This is a genomic window from Cupriavidus necator, from assembly GCF_016127575.1.
GTDB classification, from domain to species: Bacteria; Pseudomonadota; Gammaproteobacteria; order Burkholderiales; family Burkholderiaceae; genus Cupriavidus; species Cupriavidus necator_D.
This window is the reverse complement of sequence record NZ_CP066020.1, coordinates 84,567-103,915: the sequence shown is the minus strand read 5'-3', so window position 1 is coordinate 103,915 and position 19,349 is coordinate 84,567. Positions and strand designations below refer to the sequence as shown.

The window sequence follows — 19,349 nt, the reverse complement described above, 5'->3', positions numbered from 1 at the left end:
AGATGGATCACTCCATTTGTACAGTCACGACCCGGTACGTGCCGCCCAGCGATGCCCTGGTCACGCCGGAAACGAGTCCTCAGGCGGCGCGATACGCCCTGCGCAGGCGGTACGAAGCCAGAGATACCAGTCATCCATTCCCGCGCCGGACAGCGCCGACACCTGTAGGATCGCGATGTCCGGATTGACCTGGCGCGCACAGGCGAGGCAGCGTGCCACGTCGAAGCTCACGTACGGCAGCAGGTCCGTCTTGGTCATCAGCATCAGGCTGCTGGCACGGAACATGTGTGGATACTTAAGCGGCTTGTCTTCGCCTTCGGTCACGGAGAGGATCACCACCTTGGCCTGCTCCCCAAGGTCGAACAGGGCCGGACAGATAAGGTTGCCCACATTCTCGATCATGACAACTGAATGCGGCGGCGGATCGAGAGCGGTCAGCGCGCGCGAGATCATGTCTGCATCCAGGTGGCAGCCCGTGCCGGTATTGACCTGGATCGCACGGCAGCCGGCCGCGCGGATGCGCTGCGCGTCGTTCAGCGTGGCCTGATCCCCTTCGATCACCGTCAACTCCAGCGTCGGGCCCAGGTCGCGGATGGTGCGTTCCAGCAGCGTGGTCTTGCCGGCCCCTGGCGAACTGACGAGGTTCAGCGCAACAATGGAGCGCCCCGCCAGCCAGCCGCGATTGCGCTGCGCGATCCACTGGTTCTTGGCGAGGATGTCCTGCTCGATGACGACGGAGGTGCCGTGGATGTGAGCATGTTCGTGAGCATGTTCGTGGGCGTGTTCGTGGGAATGAGCGTGCGCATGCTCGAGCGGATGGTCGTGGTAATGCATGGCACGCCGATGCATGGGCGCATGCAGGAGGGCACCCGCGTGGCCGGCATGATCGTCGGCGGGATGCTTGCGCAACACCATGCCGCCGGCCTCCTGCGCGGGCCCGGGTGACATGGCATCCGGATACGGATGCGCATGCACCACGTCCTGTCCCGCGCCGGCTGTTGGCGCCGGTTCACCTTCTGCTGCCGGGCCCGAGACCACTGCGCCCGTCGTATCGCCGCAACCGCAAGTCGTGCACATCACGCCACCTCCATGCGCCGGATCTTCAACTGCTGCCCGGAGATCAACTCCAGGTTCTCGCTGCCGCACGCGCACTGCCCGAACGGCACCGCGATCTCCAACTCGGCGCCGCAGGCCAAGCAGCGCGCCACGCCGGGAGTCTCCACGATCTCCAGCTCCGCGCCTTCCACCGCCGTATCCTTCGCACACACGTCGAAGCAGAACCGGATAGCATCCGGCATCACCGCACATAGCCGGCCGATCTCGAGCTGCACCCAGAGCACGCGCGCGCCCCGCGCCTGCTCGGCACAGATCTCGACCACGCTGTTCGCGATACTTAGTTCGTGCATGTCGGCCTTCGCTTGCTGTCCACCGGGTGCGGCCACTCAGCAGATCCGCGGCAGCTGCTCGCCCACCAGCATGTCCACAACCCGCTGCCCGCCAAAGCCGGTGTGCAGAACCACCAGCCCCGCCGGCCCCGGCTCCACTTCGCCGATGGCCGCCGCCTGCCTGCCATCAGGATGCGCGCGCATGGCCGCCAGCACGCGCGCGGCATCCTCCGGCGGCACTATGGCCACCAGGATGCCTTCGTTGGCCAGGTACAGCGGATCCAGCCCGAGGATCTCGCACGCTCCCTTGACAGCCTCGCGCAGCGGCACGTCCACCTCGCGGATGCGGATGGCCACGCCGGAGGCCTGCGCGAACTCGTTGAGCACTGTCGCCACGCCGCCGCGCGTGGCGTCGCGCAAGCAGTGGATATCGGGGCAGGCGTCGAGCATCGCGGCGACCAGCCCGTTGAGCGGGCGGCAGTCGCTTTGCAGGTCGGCCTCAAGTGCGAGTTGCTGGCGGGCCACCAGGATCGCCGCGCCATGGTCGCCAAGATAGCCATTGACGAGAACCACGTCTCCCGCACGCGCATGGCGCGCGGAGATCGATAGCCCCGCGCGCACCACGCCGATCCCGGCCGTATTGATAAACAGCTTGTCCGCGCTGCCGCGCTCGACCACCTTGGTGTCGCCCGTGACGATCGCGACGCCGGCTGCCCGCGCGACGCGCTGCATGCTGGCCGCGACCCGGCGCAAGGTGTCGACCGGCAAGCCTTCCTCCAGCACCACGCCGCACGACAGGAACAGCGGCGTCGCGCCGCACACCGCGAGGTCGTTCACGGTTCCCGCCGCGGCAAGCGTACCGATGTCGCCGCCGGGAAAGAACAGCGGATCTACCACGTAGCTGTCGGTGGTAAAGGCCAGCCGGTCGCCGTGGGCTGCCAGGCTGACCAGCGGGAACACAGCCTGGTCCTCTAGCGCGGCCAGCGCGGGATTGTCGAAGGTGCTCACGAACACGTCTTCGATCAGGTCTCGCATCGCTCGGCCGCCGCTTCCGTGGGTCAGGTTGATGGTCGTGTCCCGCACGCGCGCCGCGCGTGCCGGCGGGACCGGAACACGGTCATTCATGGCCGGCTCCGGCTGCGGCCCGCTCGTTGGCAACCGCATCCCTGGTTGCCGTTTGCCCGGCCGCTCGCGCGCCATGTCGCCCGAGCCGGGAGGTGTCGATGCGGCAGTAATGGTAGTACGCCGCGCAGGCGCCCTCGCTCGAGACCATCAGCGACCCCAGCGGCGACTCCGGCGTGCAGGCGGTGCCGAACACCTTGCATTGATGGGGCTTGATCACGCCCTTGAGCACCTCGCCGCACTGGCAGGCCTTGGGGTCGGCGATCTTGACGTCGGGCACGGTGAACTTGCGCTCGGCGTCGAACGCGGAGAATGCCTCGCGCATCCGCACACCCGAGAAGTCGATCGAGCCCAGTCCGCGCCATTCGAAGAACTCGCGCAGCTCGAACACTTCCTGAATCGCCGCCAGCGCCTGCGCATTGCCCGCTGCCGGCACGATCCGTCCGTACTGGTTCTCCACTTCGCAGCGGCCCTGCGCGATCTGCCTGAGGACCATCCACATCGACTGCAGCACGTCCAGCGGCTCGAAGCCCGCCACGGTGATCGGCTTGCGGTAGTGCCGGGCGATAAACTCGTACGGTTGCGTGCCGATCACCATGCTGACATGGCCCGGACCGAGGAAGCCGTCGATCTGCAGGTCAGGTGAATCGAGAATGGCCTTGATGGTCGGGATGATCGTGATGTGGTTGCAGAACAGCGAGAAGTTGCGCACGCCCTCGGCCCGCGCGCGCAGAACGGTCATGGCGGTGCTCGGCATGGTGGTCTCGAAGCCCAGGCCGAAGAAGATCACTTCGCGGTCCGGATGGTTGCGCGCGAGCGCCAGCGCGTCGATCGGCGAGTAGACCATCCGCACATCGGCGCCATCCGCCTTGGCCTTGAGCAGGCTTTTGCGGGAGCCGGGCACGCGCATGGCGTCGCCGAACGTTGTGAATATCACTTCGGGGCGCTCGGCCAGCGCCACGCAGTCGTCGACGCGCCCCATCGGCAGCACGCATACCGGGCACCCCGGGCCATGCACGAACTCCACCTCGTCGGGCAAGAGTTGCTGGATGCCGTAGCGGAAAATCGTATGCGTATGGCCGCCGCACACCTCCATGATCTGCAGCGGGCGCCGCCTGGCGCGGCCCATGCCTGCCACCAGATCACGGATTTCCCGCGCCAGCGCCTGCGCCTTGGCGGGATCGCGGAATTCGTCGACGTACTTCATCGCGCGCCTCCTGCGGCCAGCCCGCCGCGGTCCTCGGCGAGCAACGTGTGCACCAGATCCCACAGGATGTGGTAGATCGCAACATGGGTTTCCTGCACCCGGTGAATGCTGTCGCTGTCCACCACCAGGCAGTGATCGAGGTCCGCGCTCGCCGCCATGCGGCCGCCGTCGTGACCAGACAGGCCGATGGTCGCCAGACCCATCTCCTTGCCCTTGGCGAAGGCCGCGAGCAGATTTTCCGAGTTGCCGCTGGTCGAGACACCGATCAGCGCGTCGCCGCGCCTCGCCTGCGCCACCAGCTGGCGCACGAAGACGTGGGCGAAGCCCACGTCGTTCCCAACTGCGGTCATCATCGCCGTATCCGCGACGAGGTTGACGGCCGCGAGCGCCGGCCGACCCGCCGTGACGGGATGCAGGAACTCCACCGCGATATGCGCCGCGTCGCAGCTCGACCCGCCGTTGCCCATGGCAAACAGCCGGCCGCCGTTGCGGTAGGTCAAGGCAATTGCCTGGGCCACCGCCACCACCACGGGCCCGTTCTGCTCGAAGAAGCGGCGCTTGGCGTCAATGCTGTCGCTGGCCTTCTGCTGCACGGAAGCGAGTAAGGCTGCGTCAAGCCTGGCGCCGTCCTGCCGCTCCCCGTGCAGGAATGGATACAGCCCTTGCAGTGGTGTTTCCCCGGGCATGCCGCGTCTCCTTGCTACGTGATTCCTGCCGTCCCAGCCTTGCTCCCGCCCTGTTCTCCTGCCCCCGCCCGCTATGGCGGGGCCGGCGACCCCGCGCGCATCTCGTCGAACTCGGCCTGCGCAATCCCGAGCTCATGCAGCAGCGCCAGCGTGCGCGCCGCCTCCGCCTCGTCCAGGCGGCTCATGGCAAAGCCCACGTGGACCAGCACCCATTCACCCACACAAGCCTCGGCCTTGTGGTCGTCGTCCACGATGAAGGCGATATTGATCAGGCGCCGCACGCCGCCGACCTCGACCATCGCCAAGGCATTGGCGGCGTCGCGCACTTCCAGGATCTGTCCGGGGATACCTAGGCACATGTTGTACTCCGATAGCCCGCGTTTGCCTGGCCTGCAACGTCTGCGCCTCCCAGGGACCGCGCGGCGGCGATGGCCGCCTGCCCGAACGAGAGGCCGCCGTCATTGGCGGGTACCTGGCTGTGCGTCAGCACGCGGCGGCCTTGCGCGGAAAGCCGCGTGGCGACCTGTTCGAGCAGGATGCGGTTCTGGAACACACCGCCGGACAGGGCCACCGGCACCGCGCGGCACCCCGCGCCCGGGCAGTCCGCCAGGTACGCGACCATGCTCGCGATGGCGATCGCCAGCCCCTTGTGGAAGCGCGCGCTGATCAGCGGCGCCGGCGTAGCGCGCGCCAGGTCAGCCAGCAGGGCCACCCACATCGGGCCCGGCTCCAGGCAGGCCGGCGTGCCCGGCACGATGGCGAACGGATAGGCACGGCCATCGTCTTCCTCGCTCAGCGTGCGGCGATCGGCCAGCGCTTCGAACTCCATGGCGGCCTGCCCCTCGTAGCATGCCCGCTCGGGACAGACGCCAGCGGCCGCCGCCACCGCATCGAACAGCCGCCCGGCCGAGCTGGCCAGCGGGCTGTTGATGCTGCGCGTAAGCATGGCGTCCAGTACCTCGCGCGGGCGCGTTGCCAGGAAGCGTACAAGCGCCAGGCTGGCATGCCGGGCGATCAGGGTATCCCACCCGACCGCGGCGGCCAGATGTGCGTAGGTATTGCGCCACGGCTGGTGGATCGCGCGCTCACCGCCGGGCATCCCCACGGGCTTGAAGCAGGCCAGCCGCGTGAAGTCCCGGTAGTCCGCCAACAGGAATTCGCCACCCCATAGACTGCCATCGACACCGTACCCGATGCCATCCAGCGCCACGCCCAGTACGGGGCCGGCGGCCAGGGCCACGCGGTTCTCCGCCATGCACGCGGCGATATGCGCGTGATGATGCTGCACCTGCGCAACCGGCAGCTGCCCCTGCCGTGCCAGGTCGCGGCCGATCTTGCCGGACAGGTATTCGGGATGCATGTCCACCGCGACCAGATGCGGGCCATGCTCGAACAACGCCATGTATTGCGTCAGCGCGCGGCGGTAGTCGGCATGGGTCAGCGCGTCTTCCAGGTCGCCCATATGGTGGGACAAGATGGCCTCGCCCGCGCGCATCAGGCAGAACGTGTTCTTGAGCTCGCCGCCCATGGCCAGCACCGGCGCCGCGGCAGCGAAGCCCGGCGGCAACGGCAGCGGCGCGGGCGCATATCCGCGTGAGCGCCGCATCACCCGGGGCACGTCCAGCACGACGCGCGCGACTGAGTCATCCACGCGCCGGACCACGTCACGGTCATGCATCAGGAACGCATCGGCGATCGCGCCGAGGCGCATGCGCGCGTCGGCGTTCTCCGTGCACTGGGGCTCGTCGCTGGCGTTGCCGCTGGTCAGCACGATCGGGCGGTCGGCCATCGCCATCAGCAGCCAGTGCAGCGGTGTGCCCGGCAGCATGAACCCCAGCGCGGCGATGCCGGGCGCGACGTCGGGCGCCAGGGGCGCACCCTGCCGGTCGCTGCGCGTCTGGACGATCACGATGGGTGCCGCCGGGCTTTGCAGCAACCCACATTCGGCCGCGGTCGGCTCGCTGTATTGGCGGATCACCGCCAGGTCGCGCGCCATCAGTGCGAACGGCTTGCGCTCGCGCCGCTTGCGCTGGCGCAGGCGCGCCACCGCCACGGGGTTGCAGGCATCGCAGGCCAACTGGAACCCGCCGATGCCCTTGATGGCGACGATCCCGCCGTCGCGCAGGAGCGCCCACGCCGCGCGGATCGCGTCGTCTGGGCCGGCGGCCAGCGGCCCGCCTGTGTGCTCGAGCCACACGTGGGGTCCGCAGGCCGCGCAGGCCAGCGGCTGCGCGTGGAAGCGGCGGTCGGCCGGGTCTTCATACTCGGCAAGGCACGCCGGGCACATCGGGAACGCGGCCATGGCCGTGTTGGCGCGGTCGTAGGGAATCGCGCGCACGATCGACAGGCGCGGGCCGCAATGCGTGCAGTTGGCAAACGGATAGCGATAGCGCCGGTTCAGCGGGTCGCCGATATCGGCGATGCAGGCACTACAGACCACGGCGTCCGGTACCACGCCGGTCCGCACCGGCCCGCCCACGCTGGCAACAATGCGAAAGCCACCCAGGTCCGCGCCCTCGGCATCCTGCGCCAGGACGCGGCGCTCGATGGCGTCGATGCGCGCGAGGGGCGGGCACTCGTCCCGCAGCCGCGCAATGAAGCGGTCCAGCGCCACGGCGTCGCCCCAGGCGCGGATCTGCACGCCATCGCTGTCGTTGCGCACGGAGCCGGACAGCCCGCAATCGTGTGCGAGCCGCCATACGGTGGGCCGGAACCCGACCCCCTGCACCATGCCGCGCACGCGGATCTCCTCGCCGCGTGGCCGTACCGCGGCGGACCGGTCCCGGACTGGCAGTGCACAGGCTTGCATGGCGTGCCTTTGGTCTGCGCGATGCGCAGCTACATGCTGCGTATCCGGATATAACGCCGGATGTCCTTTATATTGGCCAACAGCGCGACCACCAGCGCCGGCAGGACCAGGTACTTGAGAAAGCCTTTCATGATGCCTCCTGCACAAGGAACACGACCACCGCGCCTACGCCGGCCGTCCATACAATTGCTCGGCCTTGCGCCCGACCATTGCCTCGACCATTGCAACGGCGCGGTCCACCGCTGCCGCCACCGGCTCGCTCAGGCCGAGCCGGCCCTCTTCGCCCTCGCCGAGCCCGAAGTCGGCGGGCTCGCAGCCGATCACCACAACGTCCGCGCAAGTGCCGCCCATCATCCGCAGCGCCCGCAGCACGAGGGCCGGATTCATCTCATGCGGCGACATCAGCACAGGTGACGCGTACGGATCGCCAGCGCCGTCGCCGTCCTGCGCGTCCATCGGCAACTCGATCACATAGAGGCTGCCGGGCGCCCCGCCGCGTTGCGTGGCATCGACCAGGATGGCGGCGTCCACCCCGTCGAGCAACGCGTAGCACAGGTCGATGCCGCGGATGCCGAAGTCGGCCACCACTACGCCTTCGGGAAACGGCGGCAAGGCATGCGCGGCCTGGCGGGCGCCGAGGCGCTGCACCACTTCGACCCCAAAGCCGTCGTCGCCGAGGAATACATTGCCGATGCCCGCGACCAGGATGCCGCTCATGCCTGTGCCTCCGCACCGCCCAGCGGCTCTATCTCGTCCGGGCGGAAGAAGAAGCGATGTCCCGGCATGCGCGCGAGCCCAAAGTCCTTGCCGGGGTCACAGTCGACGGTCACGGCCACGTGCACGCGATCTTCGAGATCGCGCTCGATGGATTCGATGGTGGCCAACTGGCCGTTCAGGGCCATGTCGAAGATGTCCGCACGCGAGCGCGGCCGGAGCCGAACGTGGTCGCCCACCCGAATCTCCATGCCACCGACCCGCAGGCAGGCCAGGCGCGGGCCTGCATCAAGGCCAGCCCATGGCGAAGAAGGCGTGCCGGATTCGTTCAGCGCGCCGGGATCGCCGGACAGGTCCGGCACCTCGGTCAATTCCGCGCCCCCGCGGATGTGGCGCATGGCGCCGTGCAGCTTCTGCAACTGCTGCGTCCCGAGCTGCTCGGTGCGCGCCAGCAGCGCGCGCGCGCGCTCGTCGGTGGCGGCCATCTCGCGCTTCTCGTCGTCGGTCATGGCGAGGATGCGCAGCGTCAGGATTTCGTCGATCTCGGTGGCGTCGAACAGGTCGCCGGCACTCTCGGGCGCGATCTGCGGGAAATCGTAGAGGATGATCGGCGACGCCAGCATCGTGCGATGCCCGCCCTCGCCCTCTTCCCCGTCCTGACCGACCAGCACGGGCCATGTGCCGATGTTGCGGCACGCTGCCGACGCCTCGGCGAGCGCGCGAGGCGGATCCATCGACGACAGGAACCAGCCTTGCTCCAGGGACAGTACCATGTGGCACGATACCAGCGCATACACCGACGCGGCGTCCCGCGTGAGCGCCCCTGCGTCCGCCAGCGGCGTCAGGTTGACGATGCGGGCGGTGAGCCTGCACACGCGGTCATCGACCCGCTCGGCGCCCACCCCCACATGGCCGACGAGCGCGGCATGCGTGCGGCGCAGCGCGCCGCGTGCCACGCCTTCGCGATCGGCCAGCAACTCGATCTCGGCGCTCCCGGCAAAGGCGAACGGTTCGATCCGAGACGCATCCAGCAGCTCGCCCAGCCGCATGGACGGCAGCGCAAGCCGCCGCTCGACGGCTTCCTGCCACGGATGAAAGCGGCGATCGTCGACGTCCAGCACCGGCACCACCCGCCACGGAGTTGTGTTTCCGGTGCCGCCTTCCGAGAGGTCCTCCGACGCGGCCAGCACGGTCCGGTCGGCGACCTGCAGGAACCCGGGTGCCACCGTGACACGTGCATCGGCGTCGCCGCACAGCAGGCATTCGGTCTGCGTCATCCAGGGATCGCTGCCCGACGCCACCGAATACGCGCGCGGATAGACGCCGCCGAACGTCCAGCGCTGGCGGTTCTTGACCGCCGACGCCCGGTAGGGATACAGCATGTAGCCCTCGTAGAGCACCGCCTGGATCACGCTGTCGACCTGGTTCACGATGCCTTCTCCTCGGCGCCGTCGAGCAGCGCGTCCAGCGCCCGCTCCCAGGTCGCCAGGCCCTGCTGCGCCTTGTAGCGGCCGAGCCGGTCGAAGACTTCGCGCTGCAGGCACAGCCAGGCGCCGTTCGGGTAATAGCGCGCCATCATGTCGTGCCACACCGCCACCGGCAGCCGGAACGCGGCCTCTTTGTGCCAGGGCACGGGCGCCGCCTGCAGCGCGTCGTCCGCGTTGCGATAGAAGACGGTGCCGCTGAACTGCAGCATTAGCGGGATCTCGCCGTCCTGCAGCGCATGGCAGTACTTGGTCGCCGCGATGTTGAAGTCGAAGCTGCACGGCACGAGCAGGTCGATGACGCAGGTGCCCGAGAACGCTGGCACGATCACGGTTGCATGCGTCCACAGCATCGTGCGCAGGGTCTGCGTCCAGCGTTGCGGCACGCCGAACAGGTCTTGCAGGCCATCGTGCTCGGCGGGCGCATAGCGGCGCCGGGTCGCCTCGATCTGGATCTGGCATTGCAGCGTGATGCTGGCGATCTCCTCGCCGGCGGGCGCGTTCGCGATCTGCAGCTTGAACAGCAGCAGCGGCACGGCGGCGAACGGCGCCACCTCGGCCGCGCTGATGCTGAACGTTAGGTCAGGCATGGAGCAGGCCCTCCGGCACGCGGCCCGTTGCCTTGAGCGCGGCAACGAAGCCCCGGATCGCCTCCCACGCCGGCTTGCCCCCCGACAGGCCGCGCCAGCGCGCGCGGATCAGCCCGGTCAGCGCATAGCACTGGTCGATGGGCGCGAGGAAATAGTCCCTGGCGCCTTGCGCGCGATAGACGAGCAGCGCTTCCACGTCGGGACGCATGCGCGTGAGGTCGGGATTGTCGGCAACGAGGTCGTCCCAGGCCGCCAGGCCGAGCTGCGAGCGCGTGCCACCGGCCGGCCCCGGATAGAGCGCGACGACGTGCGCGGCCCCCGAGTCAACGAAGAAGAACGCCACGTCGATGGGGATCGCCAGCGCGTCCCACTGTGCGTCGCTCATCCGGAACCCATCCAGATAGCGGCCTGCTCGTGGCACCGGGCGATAGCGGGATCCCTGCTGGCTGCCGAACAGCAGCGCGCATGCCCGGCAGCAGCAGTGCAATTGGCGCCGCGTGGTGTCGAACAGATGGGCATGGTCCGCGACGATGGACGCGCCGCACAGCTCGCATTGCGCGTAGTCGGCCTTGCGCGTGAACTGGCGCAGGCGCGCCACCCAGCCGCCGCACCCCTGTACGCCGGTCCGCGCCTCGGGGAACGGTCCCGCGCTCATGGCTGGCCACCCCCGACCCGGCCTTGCCTGTCCGGGCCGCGCATCTCCCTGGCCGGGACAAAGCGCAGTTCGTGCACGTCGATGTCGGCCAATCCGGCGATCTCGACACGCACCACTTCCGGCGCCTGCTCGAAGATGGCCTGCTCGATCTCTTGCCGCAGCGACTCGGGCGACGCGTGCTTGCCTTGCAGCCGCCCTGACACCTGCACGCGCACGGCTTCCTCGGCGGCATCGCGCAGTTCGATCGTCACGCCCTGGGTGCCCAGCGCGGCCCGCATGTGCTCCACCGCGCGCGCCACGCGTGTGGGCAGGTCGTGCGGATGCAGGCCGTGCAGGTTGAGCAGTGCGCAGACTGCAGGGTCCCGTACCAGTGCTTCGACGACCGGATTGTCCTGGATGCCCGCCATGGAAACGATCTCCATCACCCGCGCGAGCCCGCCCGCATGCAGATCAAGCACCACCCGCAGCAGTTCCCTCGCGAGTGCGCTGGCCTGGTTGTCGTCCACGCTCTCCAGTGCCGCGATCATCGCCTCGATGCGCTGCTGCTGCGCCTGGACCGTGCGGGCACCGCTCATCAGTGCGCCCCCGCCATCACGCCGAAGGTCGGAGAATGCGACTGCTCGATGGTCTTGCCGTTGCCCACGTACATATGCACGCCACACGGCAGGCAAGGGTCGAAGCTGCGCACCGCGCGCATGATGTCGATACCCTTGAACTTCTCGGGCCCGTTCTCTTCGAAGATCGGCGTGTTCTGCACCGCGTCCTCGTAGGGACCGGGCGTGCCGTAGATGTCGCGCGGGCTCGCGTTCCATGGGGTCGGCGGATACGGATGATAATTGGCGATCTTGCCGTCGCGGATGACCAGGTGGTGCGAGAGCACGCCGCGTACCGCCTCATGGAAGCCGCAGCCGATTGCCTCGTCGGGCACCTTGAAATCGGTGAACGTGCGGGTGCGGCCTGCATGCAGCTCGGCCAGGGCCTGTTCCGCGAAGTACAGCGCAGCCGCCGCCGAGTAAGCCTGGAAGTAGGTGCGAGCCCGATCGCGCTCGATGGCGTTGCTCCACATCGGGATCTTCCACTCGAACTCGGCTTCCGGCTTAAGCGCGGTCCTCGGCAGGTAGATCTTGACACTGTGGCCGGTGGACTTGATGTATCCGATATCGACCAGCCCCGCCAGCGCGGTGGCCCATAGCCGCGCGATCGGCCCGCCGCCGGTATCCAGCGCGAGATGGTCGCCGGTGCGCTTGTCCAGCCACCGCGGCGACATCACCCAGGTGTAGTTGCCGCCGAAGTTGCGCTTCTGCGGGCGCGGCAGCGTGGTCTGGTTCCACGGGTGCTTGCGGTCCACCGCGTTACCGAGCGGGTCGTTCTTGACGGAGGTTTCCTCATGATCCCAGTCCTGGTAAAACGAACTGCCGAGCAGGATGCGGATATTAAGGTTGATGTCGACCAGGTCCGTCGTGAGGAGTTCGCCGTCGACCACCACGCCGGGCGTGACGAACATCCCGCGCCCCCATTTGGTCATGGTGCGGTAGTTGTAGTCGCAGACGTTCGGATCCTGGAACGATCCCCAGCAGCCGAGCAGGATTCGGCGCCGGCCCACCTCCTCGTAGCCCGGCAGTGCTTCATAGAAGAAGTCGAACAGGTCGTCGTGCAGCGGCACCACCTTTTTCATGAATTCAACGTACTTCATCAGGCGCGTGATGTAGTCGGTAAACAGCTGGATGGTCGGCACGGTGCCCACCCCGCCGGGATAGAGCGTGGACGGGTGCACGTGGCGTCCTTCCATCAGGCAGAACATCTCGCGCGTATACCGGCTGACCAGCAATGTCTCGCGGTAGAACTCCCCGGTAAACGGGTTGAGCGCCGTCATGATGTCCGCAATAGTGCGATAGCCATGCTCGGCCGCGTGCGGCGCCTCTGCGGTCTTCGCCTTCTCCCACACGCCGGGGTTGGTCTCGCGGACCATTTGCTCGCAGAAATCCACGCCGACCAGGTTGTCCTGAAAGATGTTGTGGTCGAACATGTATTCGGCCGCCTCGCCCAGGTTGATGATCCAATCCGCGATGGGCGGCGGCTTCACCCCATAGGCCATGTTCTGCGCGTAGACCGAGCAGGTGGCGTGGTTGTCGCCGCAGATGCCGCAGATGCGGCTGGTGATGAAGTGGGAATCGCGCGGATCCTTGCCCTTCATGAAGATGCTGTAGCCGCGGAAGATGGACGACGTGCTGTAGCATTCGGCCACGCGGCGGTTCTCGAAATCAATCTTGGTATAGATGCCGAGGCTGCCGACGATCCGGGTGATCGGATCCCAGTTCATCTCGACCAGCTTGCCCGGCGCGGCTTGGGCGCGCGGCCTGGCACCAGGAGCAGCGATTGTGGCCATGACCACCTCCAAATCTTAGAATGCGCGTTCCCGCCGCTTATCCGCGGTAGCCGGTAGTGAGAACTGGCTGGTTGTGCCGCCACTTCGGCTCATCGTTGAGCGTGTCCTTGGTCAGCTTGCGCAGGCTGCGAATCAGCGGGCCGTAGCTCTTGATCAGGTTCGACGACAGCACGGCTCCAGGCGGCGCATCCATGAACGGCATGAACTTGTCCGGGAAGCCCGGCATGGTGCAGCCGATGCAGATCCCGCCCACGTTGGGACACCCGCCGACGCCGGCGATCCAGCCCCGCTTTGGTACGTTGCATTGCACCACCGGCCCCCAGCAGCCAAGCTTGACAATGCAGTTCGGGTTGCCGTACTCGGTGGCGAAGATGGCCTGCTCGTACGAGCCGGCGCGATCGCAGCCATCGTGCACGGTGCGCGTGAAGAGCCATTTCGGGCGCAGCGCCTCGTCCAGCGGGATCATCGGCGCGAGGCCCGCCAGCTGGTACAAGAGGTACAGCAGCGTTTCCATGAAGTTATCAGGCTGCACGGGGCAGCCCGGGACGTTCACGATGGGCAGGCCGGCACGGGATTTCCACTGCCAGCCGAGGTAGTCCGCCAGGCCCATGCAGCCGGTTGGATTGCCTTCCATGGCGTGGATGCCGCCATAGGTGGCGCAAGTGCCCGCCCCCACCACGGCCAGCGCCTTGGGCGCGAGCCGGTCCAGCCATTCGGGAATCGTGATGGGCTGGTGGGTCTGGGGGTCGGTGCCCATCGCCGCCCAATAGCCCTCGCCGTTGATGCGCTCATTGGGAATGGACCCTTCAAGCACCAGCACGAAGTTATCGATTTCGCCGCGGGCGGCCTTGTGGAACGGCGCCATGAATTCGTCGCCGTTTTCATAGGCCAGGACCGGGTTATGCAGATGCACCTTCGGCAGGCCGGGAATCGCGCCAAGCACCACGTCCTCGACGCTGGGCTGGCTTGCTGCCGTAATGGAAACGGAATCGCCGTCGCAGCCAAGACCGGCGGTGATCCAGAGGATATGGACTTCCTTGAGGGCGGGCGTGTGCTGAGTCTTGCGCCCATAGGGAACGGCCTGTTCTGCCATGATCTGCCTCGCACTGCTGACCGCGTTCTTTGACTCTCAATGACCCGTGGGATCGATGCACGGCATCCACGGATCCAGCAAGCGAGCGAAGCGCCGCCAACCATGGCGCAGAAAGTCACGTTTGCTGCGGGGACAGTAACTCTTGCCCACCGTGATGGGCCTATAAATACCTCACGAGTATAGGACAGCGATCTCGATCCGGGGAGCCACGGTGCAACCGTGTCCCGCCTGCAGCGGGCCGCCATGCTGCATCGCAATATCCGCGTCGAAGGTTGGGGCAAAAGCGCCTAACTTAAGGGAATTGCCACGGTAATAAGGCCCCCCCTATGAGACCAATCCTGTCATGCCTGCTAGACGACTCCCAGGTCGACGCGCGGTCCAGGACACGGGACATCTACGCGGTCCTGCTGGCAGTCAACGTTGGCGCCTGGGGCCTGGCCATCTTCGCCTTTCACCGCAACCCGATGCTGCTGGGGACCGCGCTGCTGGCCTACACGCTGGGCCTGCGCCATGCCGTCGATACGGACCACCTCGCCGCCATCGACAACGTCGCGCGCAAATTGATGCAGGAGCACAAGACACCGTTGGCGGTGGGCTTCATGTTCTCGCTGGGGCATTCGACGGTCGTGCTGTTCGGCTCCATCGCGATCGTCATGGCGGCCTCCGCGCTGCACCAGCGCACCGGTCCGTTCCGCGAAATCGGCGGCATGATCGGTATAGGGGTGTCGGCCGGCTTCCTGATTGCCATCGCCCTGATGAACCTCGTGGTGCTGCGCTCGCTGTGCCGGACCTGGTGGCAGTTGCACACCGGCAAGGCCGGCGCCGCCGAGGAGCCGGACCGCCTGCTCAATGGCCGCGGCCTGCTGGCGCGCCTGTACCGGCCGATGTTCCGGATGGTCACGCGCAGCTGGCACATGTATCCGCTTGGCTTGCTGTTCGGGCTCGGTTTCGATACCGCCACGGAGATCGGCCTGCTCGGCATTGCCGCGACGGAGGCGTCGAAGGACCTGCCCCTCGCATCGATCCTGCTGTTCCCGCTGCTGTTTGCCGCCGGCATGGCGCTGGTCGATACGACCGACGGCATCCTGATGCTCGGTGCGTACGGCTGGGCGCTGGACCAGCCCGTCCGCAAGCTGTACTACAACATGAGTGTCACGTTCCTGTCGGTGATCATCGCGATCGTGGTTGGTGTCGTACAGGTGACAGGCGTGGCGGCCCGCCTCGAATCGGGCAGTGCCTTCTGGCTGCAATTGGGCAAGGCGAACGACGAATTCGGCCTGGCCGGACTGGTCATCATGGGCACGTTCATCCTGGTATGGAGCATGTCCGCTCTGGCGCACAAGCTACAGCCGGCCGATTGATCGCTGCGGCGGACGTTGGCACGTTACCTGACCTCACCACTAAGGAAAAACTGATTTAGCGCGGGCATTCATTGATGAGTGGCTTGTAAGCGTTGTCATGCGCACGCCCAAGAGATGAGCCGGAGATGAAGCGACAGATCAGTTTTGTGGAAGCGGAAGGCCACGGCAAGAAGCGGGTGACGCGCCGCCAGCGCTTCCTGACGGAGATGGTAAGCGTGGTGCCGTGGTCGGGCCTGATTGCGGCGGTCGAGCCGTACTACCCCAAGGGCAAACGTGAGCGGCCACCGATCGGACTGGAGCGGATGCTGCGCATTTACTTCCTTCAGCAGTGGTATGGGCTGTCGGACGAGGCGCTGGAAGACGCGCTGTACGACAGCATGGCGATGCGGGCCTTTGCCGGGATCGACCTGGCCGTCGAAGCGGTGCCAGACGCGACCACGCTGCTGAAGTTTCGCCGCCTGCTCGTCGAGCATGAACTGACGCGAAAGCTGTTCGAAGAGATCGGCATCATGCTGTGCGAGCGGGGGCTGATGATGAAGGAAGGCACGATTGTCGATGCCACCATTATCGAGGCGCCACCCTCGACCAAGAACGGAGAAGAGCCGCGACCCGGAGATGCACCAGGCCAAGAAGGGTAATGCATGGCACTTTGGCATGACGGCCCACCTCGGCGTGGATGCGGCTTCTGGGCTAGTGCACAGCGTGGTGGGCACAGCAGCGAACGACTCGGATGTATCGCAGGCGCATGCCTTGCTGCATGGCCACGAAGACCATGCATTTGGTGATGCGGGCTACACGGGCGTGGACAAGCGCGACGAGATGCAAGGCAAGTCCGTGAAGCCGGCGAAATACGAGGTGGAATCAACCTTCCTGTGATCACCACCGAGCGCAGCGCGGCCGGTGCCGATGCAAACCACTGCTCGGCGCCGCAGGCGCGCGCCGCGCCAAGCACGGCGGCCACGTGTCCGTGTGGCAGGCTGCGCTCGATCACGAAGGCCTCATCGGCGGACGACACCGCGACGCCACCGCGTAGCAGCACCTTCAAGCCTTCAATGACCTCGGCAGGCAGCGACGAGAGATTGGCGAGGGTGCGCCTCTTGACCGTGTTGCCGTCGCGATAGGACTCGCGCGGCAGGATGGCGGGGGGCGAGTTGCGGTTCGGGACGTGTTCGATATACATGAACACTTATTCAAGCACAAAACTACTGACCCGCAATATATCAATACTAACTTACATGGTTACATAATAGTCTCAAAAATAGCCGAAACCCAGCGCCGAGGTGGGTTCCGGCTATTTGGGAAGTCAAAGTTCGGACTAGAGGACCTGCTGCGCGACGAGCGTTCGCCCTGCTCGGACCATCCCCCCGACGACATGGACGAACCGTTCTGATCAGGATTCGCCAACCCGAACAGCAAGGGGCCGCTCTAGGCCCCTTGCTGTTGACGCTTTTACCAACCTTGCGCCGCCGTTTACTGTCGCGATTAGACCGCCGTCAACAAGTCTTCATGGTGAACGCTCCTGCTTGTGTCAAGGGGTTGCTATGCGCTCCCACTTTGGCATATCGATACCGTTAGGGGTAGGGGCGTCCATCCCATTAACGCCGCGTTGCAGCGTAATCGAAGTAACTTGTTGCAGAATGGAGATTATTTTTGGCGTGCTCTGTCAAGCCGATTTGCAACTCCCATTCGTAGCCCCTAATGGCCAGCACATGGACTTCAGGTAGCTTTCCAAAACACTACCAACAGGTTGCCATGCAAGTTTCGATCGACATGGCATGCGAGGGGCGTTGTTGCACAAATCCGCCCGGCGCACGGCGAGTTGACGTTTACGCGCAACGGTCTGAGCAGATAGCGCTGTAAACAATCGGGCCGGGTGCGTAGATTCTCGTCTTTTGCCGGGAAGATGCGCAGGGACACACAGAAGCAAGCCGAGCCCAAGGGCACCTATCGCGTCAAGAACTGGGCGCAATACAACGCCGGTCTGATTGCAAGGGGAGACGTCACGATGTGGATAGACCAAAGCGTGTTGGCGTCGCCCGGCGTGGGTGTATCCAAGCGCGGCCGCCCGTGCGTCTATTCGGATGCTGTCATTCAGATGCTGCTTGGCCTCAAGCAAGTGTTCCGCCTGCCGTTGCGCGCGCTGCAAGGCTTTGCCATGAGCCTGCGCAAGCTTGCCTTCGCCGATTTGCCGGTGCCGAACTACTCGACCCTGAGCCGTCGCGCACAGGATCTGAACGTGGTGCTGCCGGTGCAGCGCGCCAGTCAGTCGCTGCATCTGGTCGTCGACAGCACCGGCCTGAAGGTATTTGGCGTATGCGCAAGCCAGGAACGATTTCTTGATACTCGCACGTTGTGTTAATGAGGACGCCCACTCAAACACAGCATGAGGATCTGGGCGATGACAGCAAGACGAACGACCATCCGGCATCTGCCGTTGACCGAGGTCGTTGACCGCAACACATCCGGCGCGACGCCGGTCAGCATTACCACGCCCGAGGGCGGCACGATCTATCACACGGTCCCACTCGCAGACCCTGACACCGGCAAGCGGCGCGACGACCGCCCGCAGTGGATCACAGGCACCTTTCCTCTCTTTCCTGTTGTCCGGCTCGCTGACGGCGCACCGTGGGCTGAGGCGAACCTGTGGCTCATCGACATGATTGAGTCGAAGCCGTCGCCCAACATGCTGACGTTCGCCAGCATTGCTGACGACCTGGTGGCGTTCCGTCGTTATCTGGATAACGAGGGCGTTGACTGGCTGGCATTTCCCGCGAACAAGCGGCAACGTCCAACCTACCGCTACAGTGCCTCGATCAGGCTGGCCGTGCAGGCAGGCGAACTGTCTCCGGGCGTCGCCAGGCGTCGTATGGGCGCCGTAGTGCGCTTTTATCGCTGGCTCATGACCGAGGCAGGCTTCAGGCCCGCGAACGCGCCGTGGGCCGAATCTGGCCGCTTCATCGAGTTCAGAGACCATAAGGGCTTCAGCCGCGCGATCGAGGTCAAGACCACCGACCTGTCGATCAGTGGCCGGCGCGCAGATGACCCGTGGGACGATCACATCCAGGACGGTGGTCGCTTGCGCCCGCTGCCCTCTGCCGAGCAGTCGGTGCTGCTTGAATCGTTGGCCACTCTCGGCAATACCGAGATGACGCTCGTTCATCTGTTCGCGCTGTTGACGGGCGCTCGCATTCAGACGGTACTGACCGTGCGCGCGAGACACGTGATGCGCAAACCGGGCGAGTTTCACGGCGACGACATCCGTCTCGCCTGCGGGCCGGGTACGGGCATCGACACGAAGGGCGGGGTCAAGGGCGTGCTGCACCTGCCGCGCAGTTTCTATGAACGGCTCTACACCTATGTGCACAGCGATCGCGCGCGCAAGCGTCGCCAGCTGGCAGACGGCGGCGATCATCCCGTCCAGCCGCTCTTTCTCAGCTATCGCGGTGCGCCGCTCTACGAGGATCGCGCGTCGCGCCGCCCGGTCAGCACTGGCCCGCAGGTACGCCGCCACGTCAAGACAGGGCAGGCCGTGCGCCAGTTCATCAGGGACGAACTGTTACCCATGATGCGCGTGCAGCTTGGCAACCCCAGGTACGAGTTCAGTTTCCACGATCTGCGCGCGACCTACGGGCTGAACATGGTCGACACGATGACAGCGAATGAGACGAAGTACACGCGGGCGCTCGATCAGTTGCGGCAGTTGATGTGGCACGTACAACCGTCTACGACCGAGCGCTATTACCGGCCGAAAGTTTTTATGTGCAGTATCGGATCCAGCCCCGCGATAGCAAAGGTCTCCGCTCGTAGAAACTCTACATAAAAGTTGGGCAAGATGGGGAGGCCCGCAGCCAACAAAC

The 19,349-nt window shown here is 66.0% G+C and carries 17 protein-coding genes and 3 pseudogenes; 4 read left to right on the top strand and 16 right to left on the bottom strand.

The window, feature by feature from the left end; genetic code table 11:
* Positions 1-60 precede the first annotated feature (60 nt).
* The 15 genes from hypB to I6H87_RS32490 form a co-directional block, all read right to left on the bottom strand.
* A complete protein-coding gene (gene hypB, locus I6H87_RS32555) occupies positions 61-1,077 on the bottom strand; it encodes a hydrogenase nickel incorporation protein HypB (protein WP_011154000.1) in 1,017 nt (338 codons plus the stop codon).
* Entirely contained in the window at positions 1,077-1,406 is a 330-nt protein-coding gene (hypA, locus tag I6H87_RS32550; RefSeq protein ID WP_011153999.1) for a hydrogenase maturation nickel metallochaperone HypA, read from the bottom strand. Before hypA ends, hypB begins: the two co-directional genes overlap by 1 nt.
* A gap of 36 nt (positions 1,407-1,442) precedes the next feature.
* Entirely contained in the window at positions 1,443-2,510 is a 1,068-nt protein-coding gene (gene hypE / locus I6H87_RS32545; protein WP_011153998.1) for a hydrogenase expression/formation protein HypE, read from the bottom strand.
* Entirely contained in the window at positions 2,503-3,714 is a 1,212-nt protein-coding gene (gene hypD, locus I6H87_RS32540) for a hydrogenase formation protein HypD (RefSeq protein WP_011153997.1), read from the bottom strand. Before hypD ends, hypE begins: the two co-directional genes overlap by 8 nt.
* Positions 3,711-4,400, bottom strand: coding sequence for a D-sedoheptulose-7-phosphate isomerase (locus I6H87_RS32535; RefSeq protein WP_011153996.1), 690 nt, complete (start codon positions 4,398-4,400; stop codon positions 3,711-3,713). The genes hypD and I6H87_RS32535 overlap by 4 nt, the downstream gene beginning before the upstream one ends.
* Before the next feature lie 71 nt (positions 4,401-4,471).
* Positions 4,472-4,759, bottom strand: a complete 288-nt coding sequence (locus tag I6H87_RS32530; RefSeq protein ID WP_011153995.1) for a HypC/HybG/HupF family hydrogenase formation chaperone — start codon at positions 4,757-4,759, stop codon at positions 4,472-4,474.
* Positions 4,750-7,209, bottom strand: coding sequence for a carbamoyltransferase HypF (gene hypF / locus I6H87_RS32525; RefSeq protein ID WP_051398620.1), 2,460 nt, complete (start codon positions 7,207-7,209; stop codon positions 4,750-4,752). Before hypF ends, I6H87_RS32530 begins: the two co-directional genes overlap by 10 nt.
* A 29-nt stretch (positions 7,210-7,238) precedes the next feature.
* Positions 7,239-7,340 carry a DUF6893 family small protein gene (locus I6H87_RS34930; protein ID WP_011153993.1) on the bottom strand — a complete coding sequence of 34 codons (102 nt, stop codon included), beginning with the start codon at positions 7,338-7,340 and terminating at the stop codon, positions 7,239-7,241.
* A 34-nt stretch (positions 7,341-7,374) separates the two neighbouring features.
* Complete coding sequence (locus I6H87_RS32520; RefSeq protein WP_011153992.1) at positions 7,375-7,926, bottom strand: hydrogenase maturation protease; 552 nt, start codon at positions 7,924-7,926, stop codon at positions 7,375-7,377.
* The gene (locus I6H87_RS32515) at positions 7,923-9,353 is read right to left on the bottom strand and encodes a hypothetical protein (protein ID WP_011153991.1); all 1,431 of its coding nucleotides are present in this window, start codon (positions 9,351-9,353) and stop codon (positions 7,923-7,925) included. The genes I6H87_RS32520 and I6H87_RS32515 overlap by 4 nt, the downstream gene beginning before the upstream one ends.
* Positions 9,350-9,997 carry a DUF6084 family protein gene (locus I6H87_RS32510; protein WP_011153990.1) on the bottom strand — a complete coding sequence of 216 codons (648 nt, stop codon included), beginning with the start codon at positions 9,995-9,997 and terminating at the stop codon, positions 9,350-9,352. Before I6H87_RS32510 ends, I6H87_RS32515 begins: the two co-directional genes overlap by 4 nt.
* Positions 9,990-10,652 (bottom strand): DUF5947 family protein, encoded by a 663-nt coding sequence (locus I6H87_RS32505; RefSeq protein WP_011153989.1) that lies wholly within the window; start codon positions 10,650-10,652, stop codon positions 9,990-9,992. Before I6H87_RS32505 ends, I6H87_RS32510 begins: the two co-directional genes overlap by 8 nt.
* A complete protein-coding gene (locus I6H87_RS32500) occupies positions 10,649-11,227 on the bottom strand; it encodes a NifU family protein (RefSeq protein ID WP_011153988.1) in 579 nt (192 codons plus the stop codon). The genes I6H87_RS32505 and I6H87_RS32500 overlap by 4 nt, the downstream gene beginning before the upstream one ends.
* On the bottom strand, positions 11,227-13,038 hold the full coding sequence (locus tag I6H87_RS32495; RefSeq protein ID WP_011153987.1) for a nickel-dependent hydrogenase large subunit: 1,812 nt from the start codon (positions 13,036-13,038) through the stop codon (positions 11,227-11,229). Before I6H87_RS32495 ends, I6H87_RS32500 begins: the two co-directional genes overlap by 1 nt.
* A 37-nt stretch (positions 13,039-13,075) precedes the next feature.
* Positions 13,076-14,131 (bottom strand): NADH-quinone oxidoreductase subunit B family protein, encoded by a 1,056-nt coding sequence (locus I6H87_RS32490; protein WP_011153986.1) that lies wholly within the window; start codon positions 14,129-14,131, stop codon positions 13,076-13,078.
* Positions 14,132-14,457: 326 nt separating this feature from the next.
* On the opposite strand from I6H87_RS32490, the gene I6H87_RS32485 reads away from it, so the two are divergent.
* Positions 14,458-15,492, top strand: coding sequence for a HoxN/HupN/NixA family nickel/cobalt transporter (locus I6H87_RS32485; RefSeq protein WP_011153985.1), 1,035 nt, complete (start codon positions 14,458-14,460; stop codon positions 15,490-15,492).
* A 125-nt stretch (positions 15,493-15,617) separates the two neighbouring features.
* Positions 15,618-16,332: pseudogene (locus I6H87_RS32480) on the top strand (IS5 family transposase); the annotation flags it as partial.
* Here I6H87_RS32480 and I6H87_RS34975 read toward each other — a convergent pair.
* Positions 16,304-16,672: pseudogene (locus I6H87_RS34975) on the bottom strand (IS1634 family transposase); the annotation flags it as partial. The pseudogenes I6H87_RS32480 and I6H87_RS34975 sit on opposite strands and share 29 nt — an antisense overlap.
* Positions 16,673-17,395: 723 nt before the next feature.
* On the opposite strand from I6H87_RS34975, the pseudogene I6H87_RS32475 reads away from it, so the two are divergent.
* Both I6H87_RS32475 and I6H87_RS32470 read left to right on the top strand, forming a co-directional pair.
* Positions 17,396-17,803: pseudogene (locus I6H87_RS32475) on the top strand (transposase); the annotation flags it as partial.
* Positions 17,804-17,890: 87 nt separating this feature from the next.
* A complete protein-coding gene (locus I6H87_RS32470) occupies positions 17,891-19,312 on the top strand; it encodes a site-specific integrase (RefSeq protein WP_231881535.1) in 1,422 nt (473 codons plus the stop codon).
* The last annotated feature ends 37 nt before the right edge of the window (positions 19,313-19,349 follow it).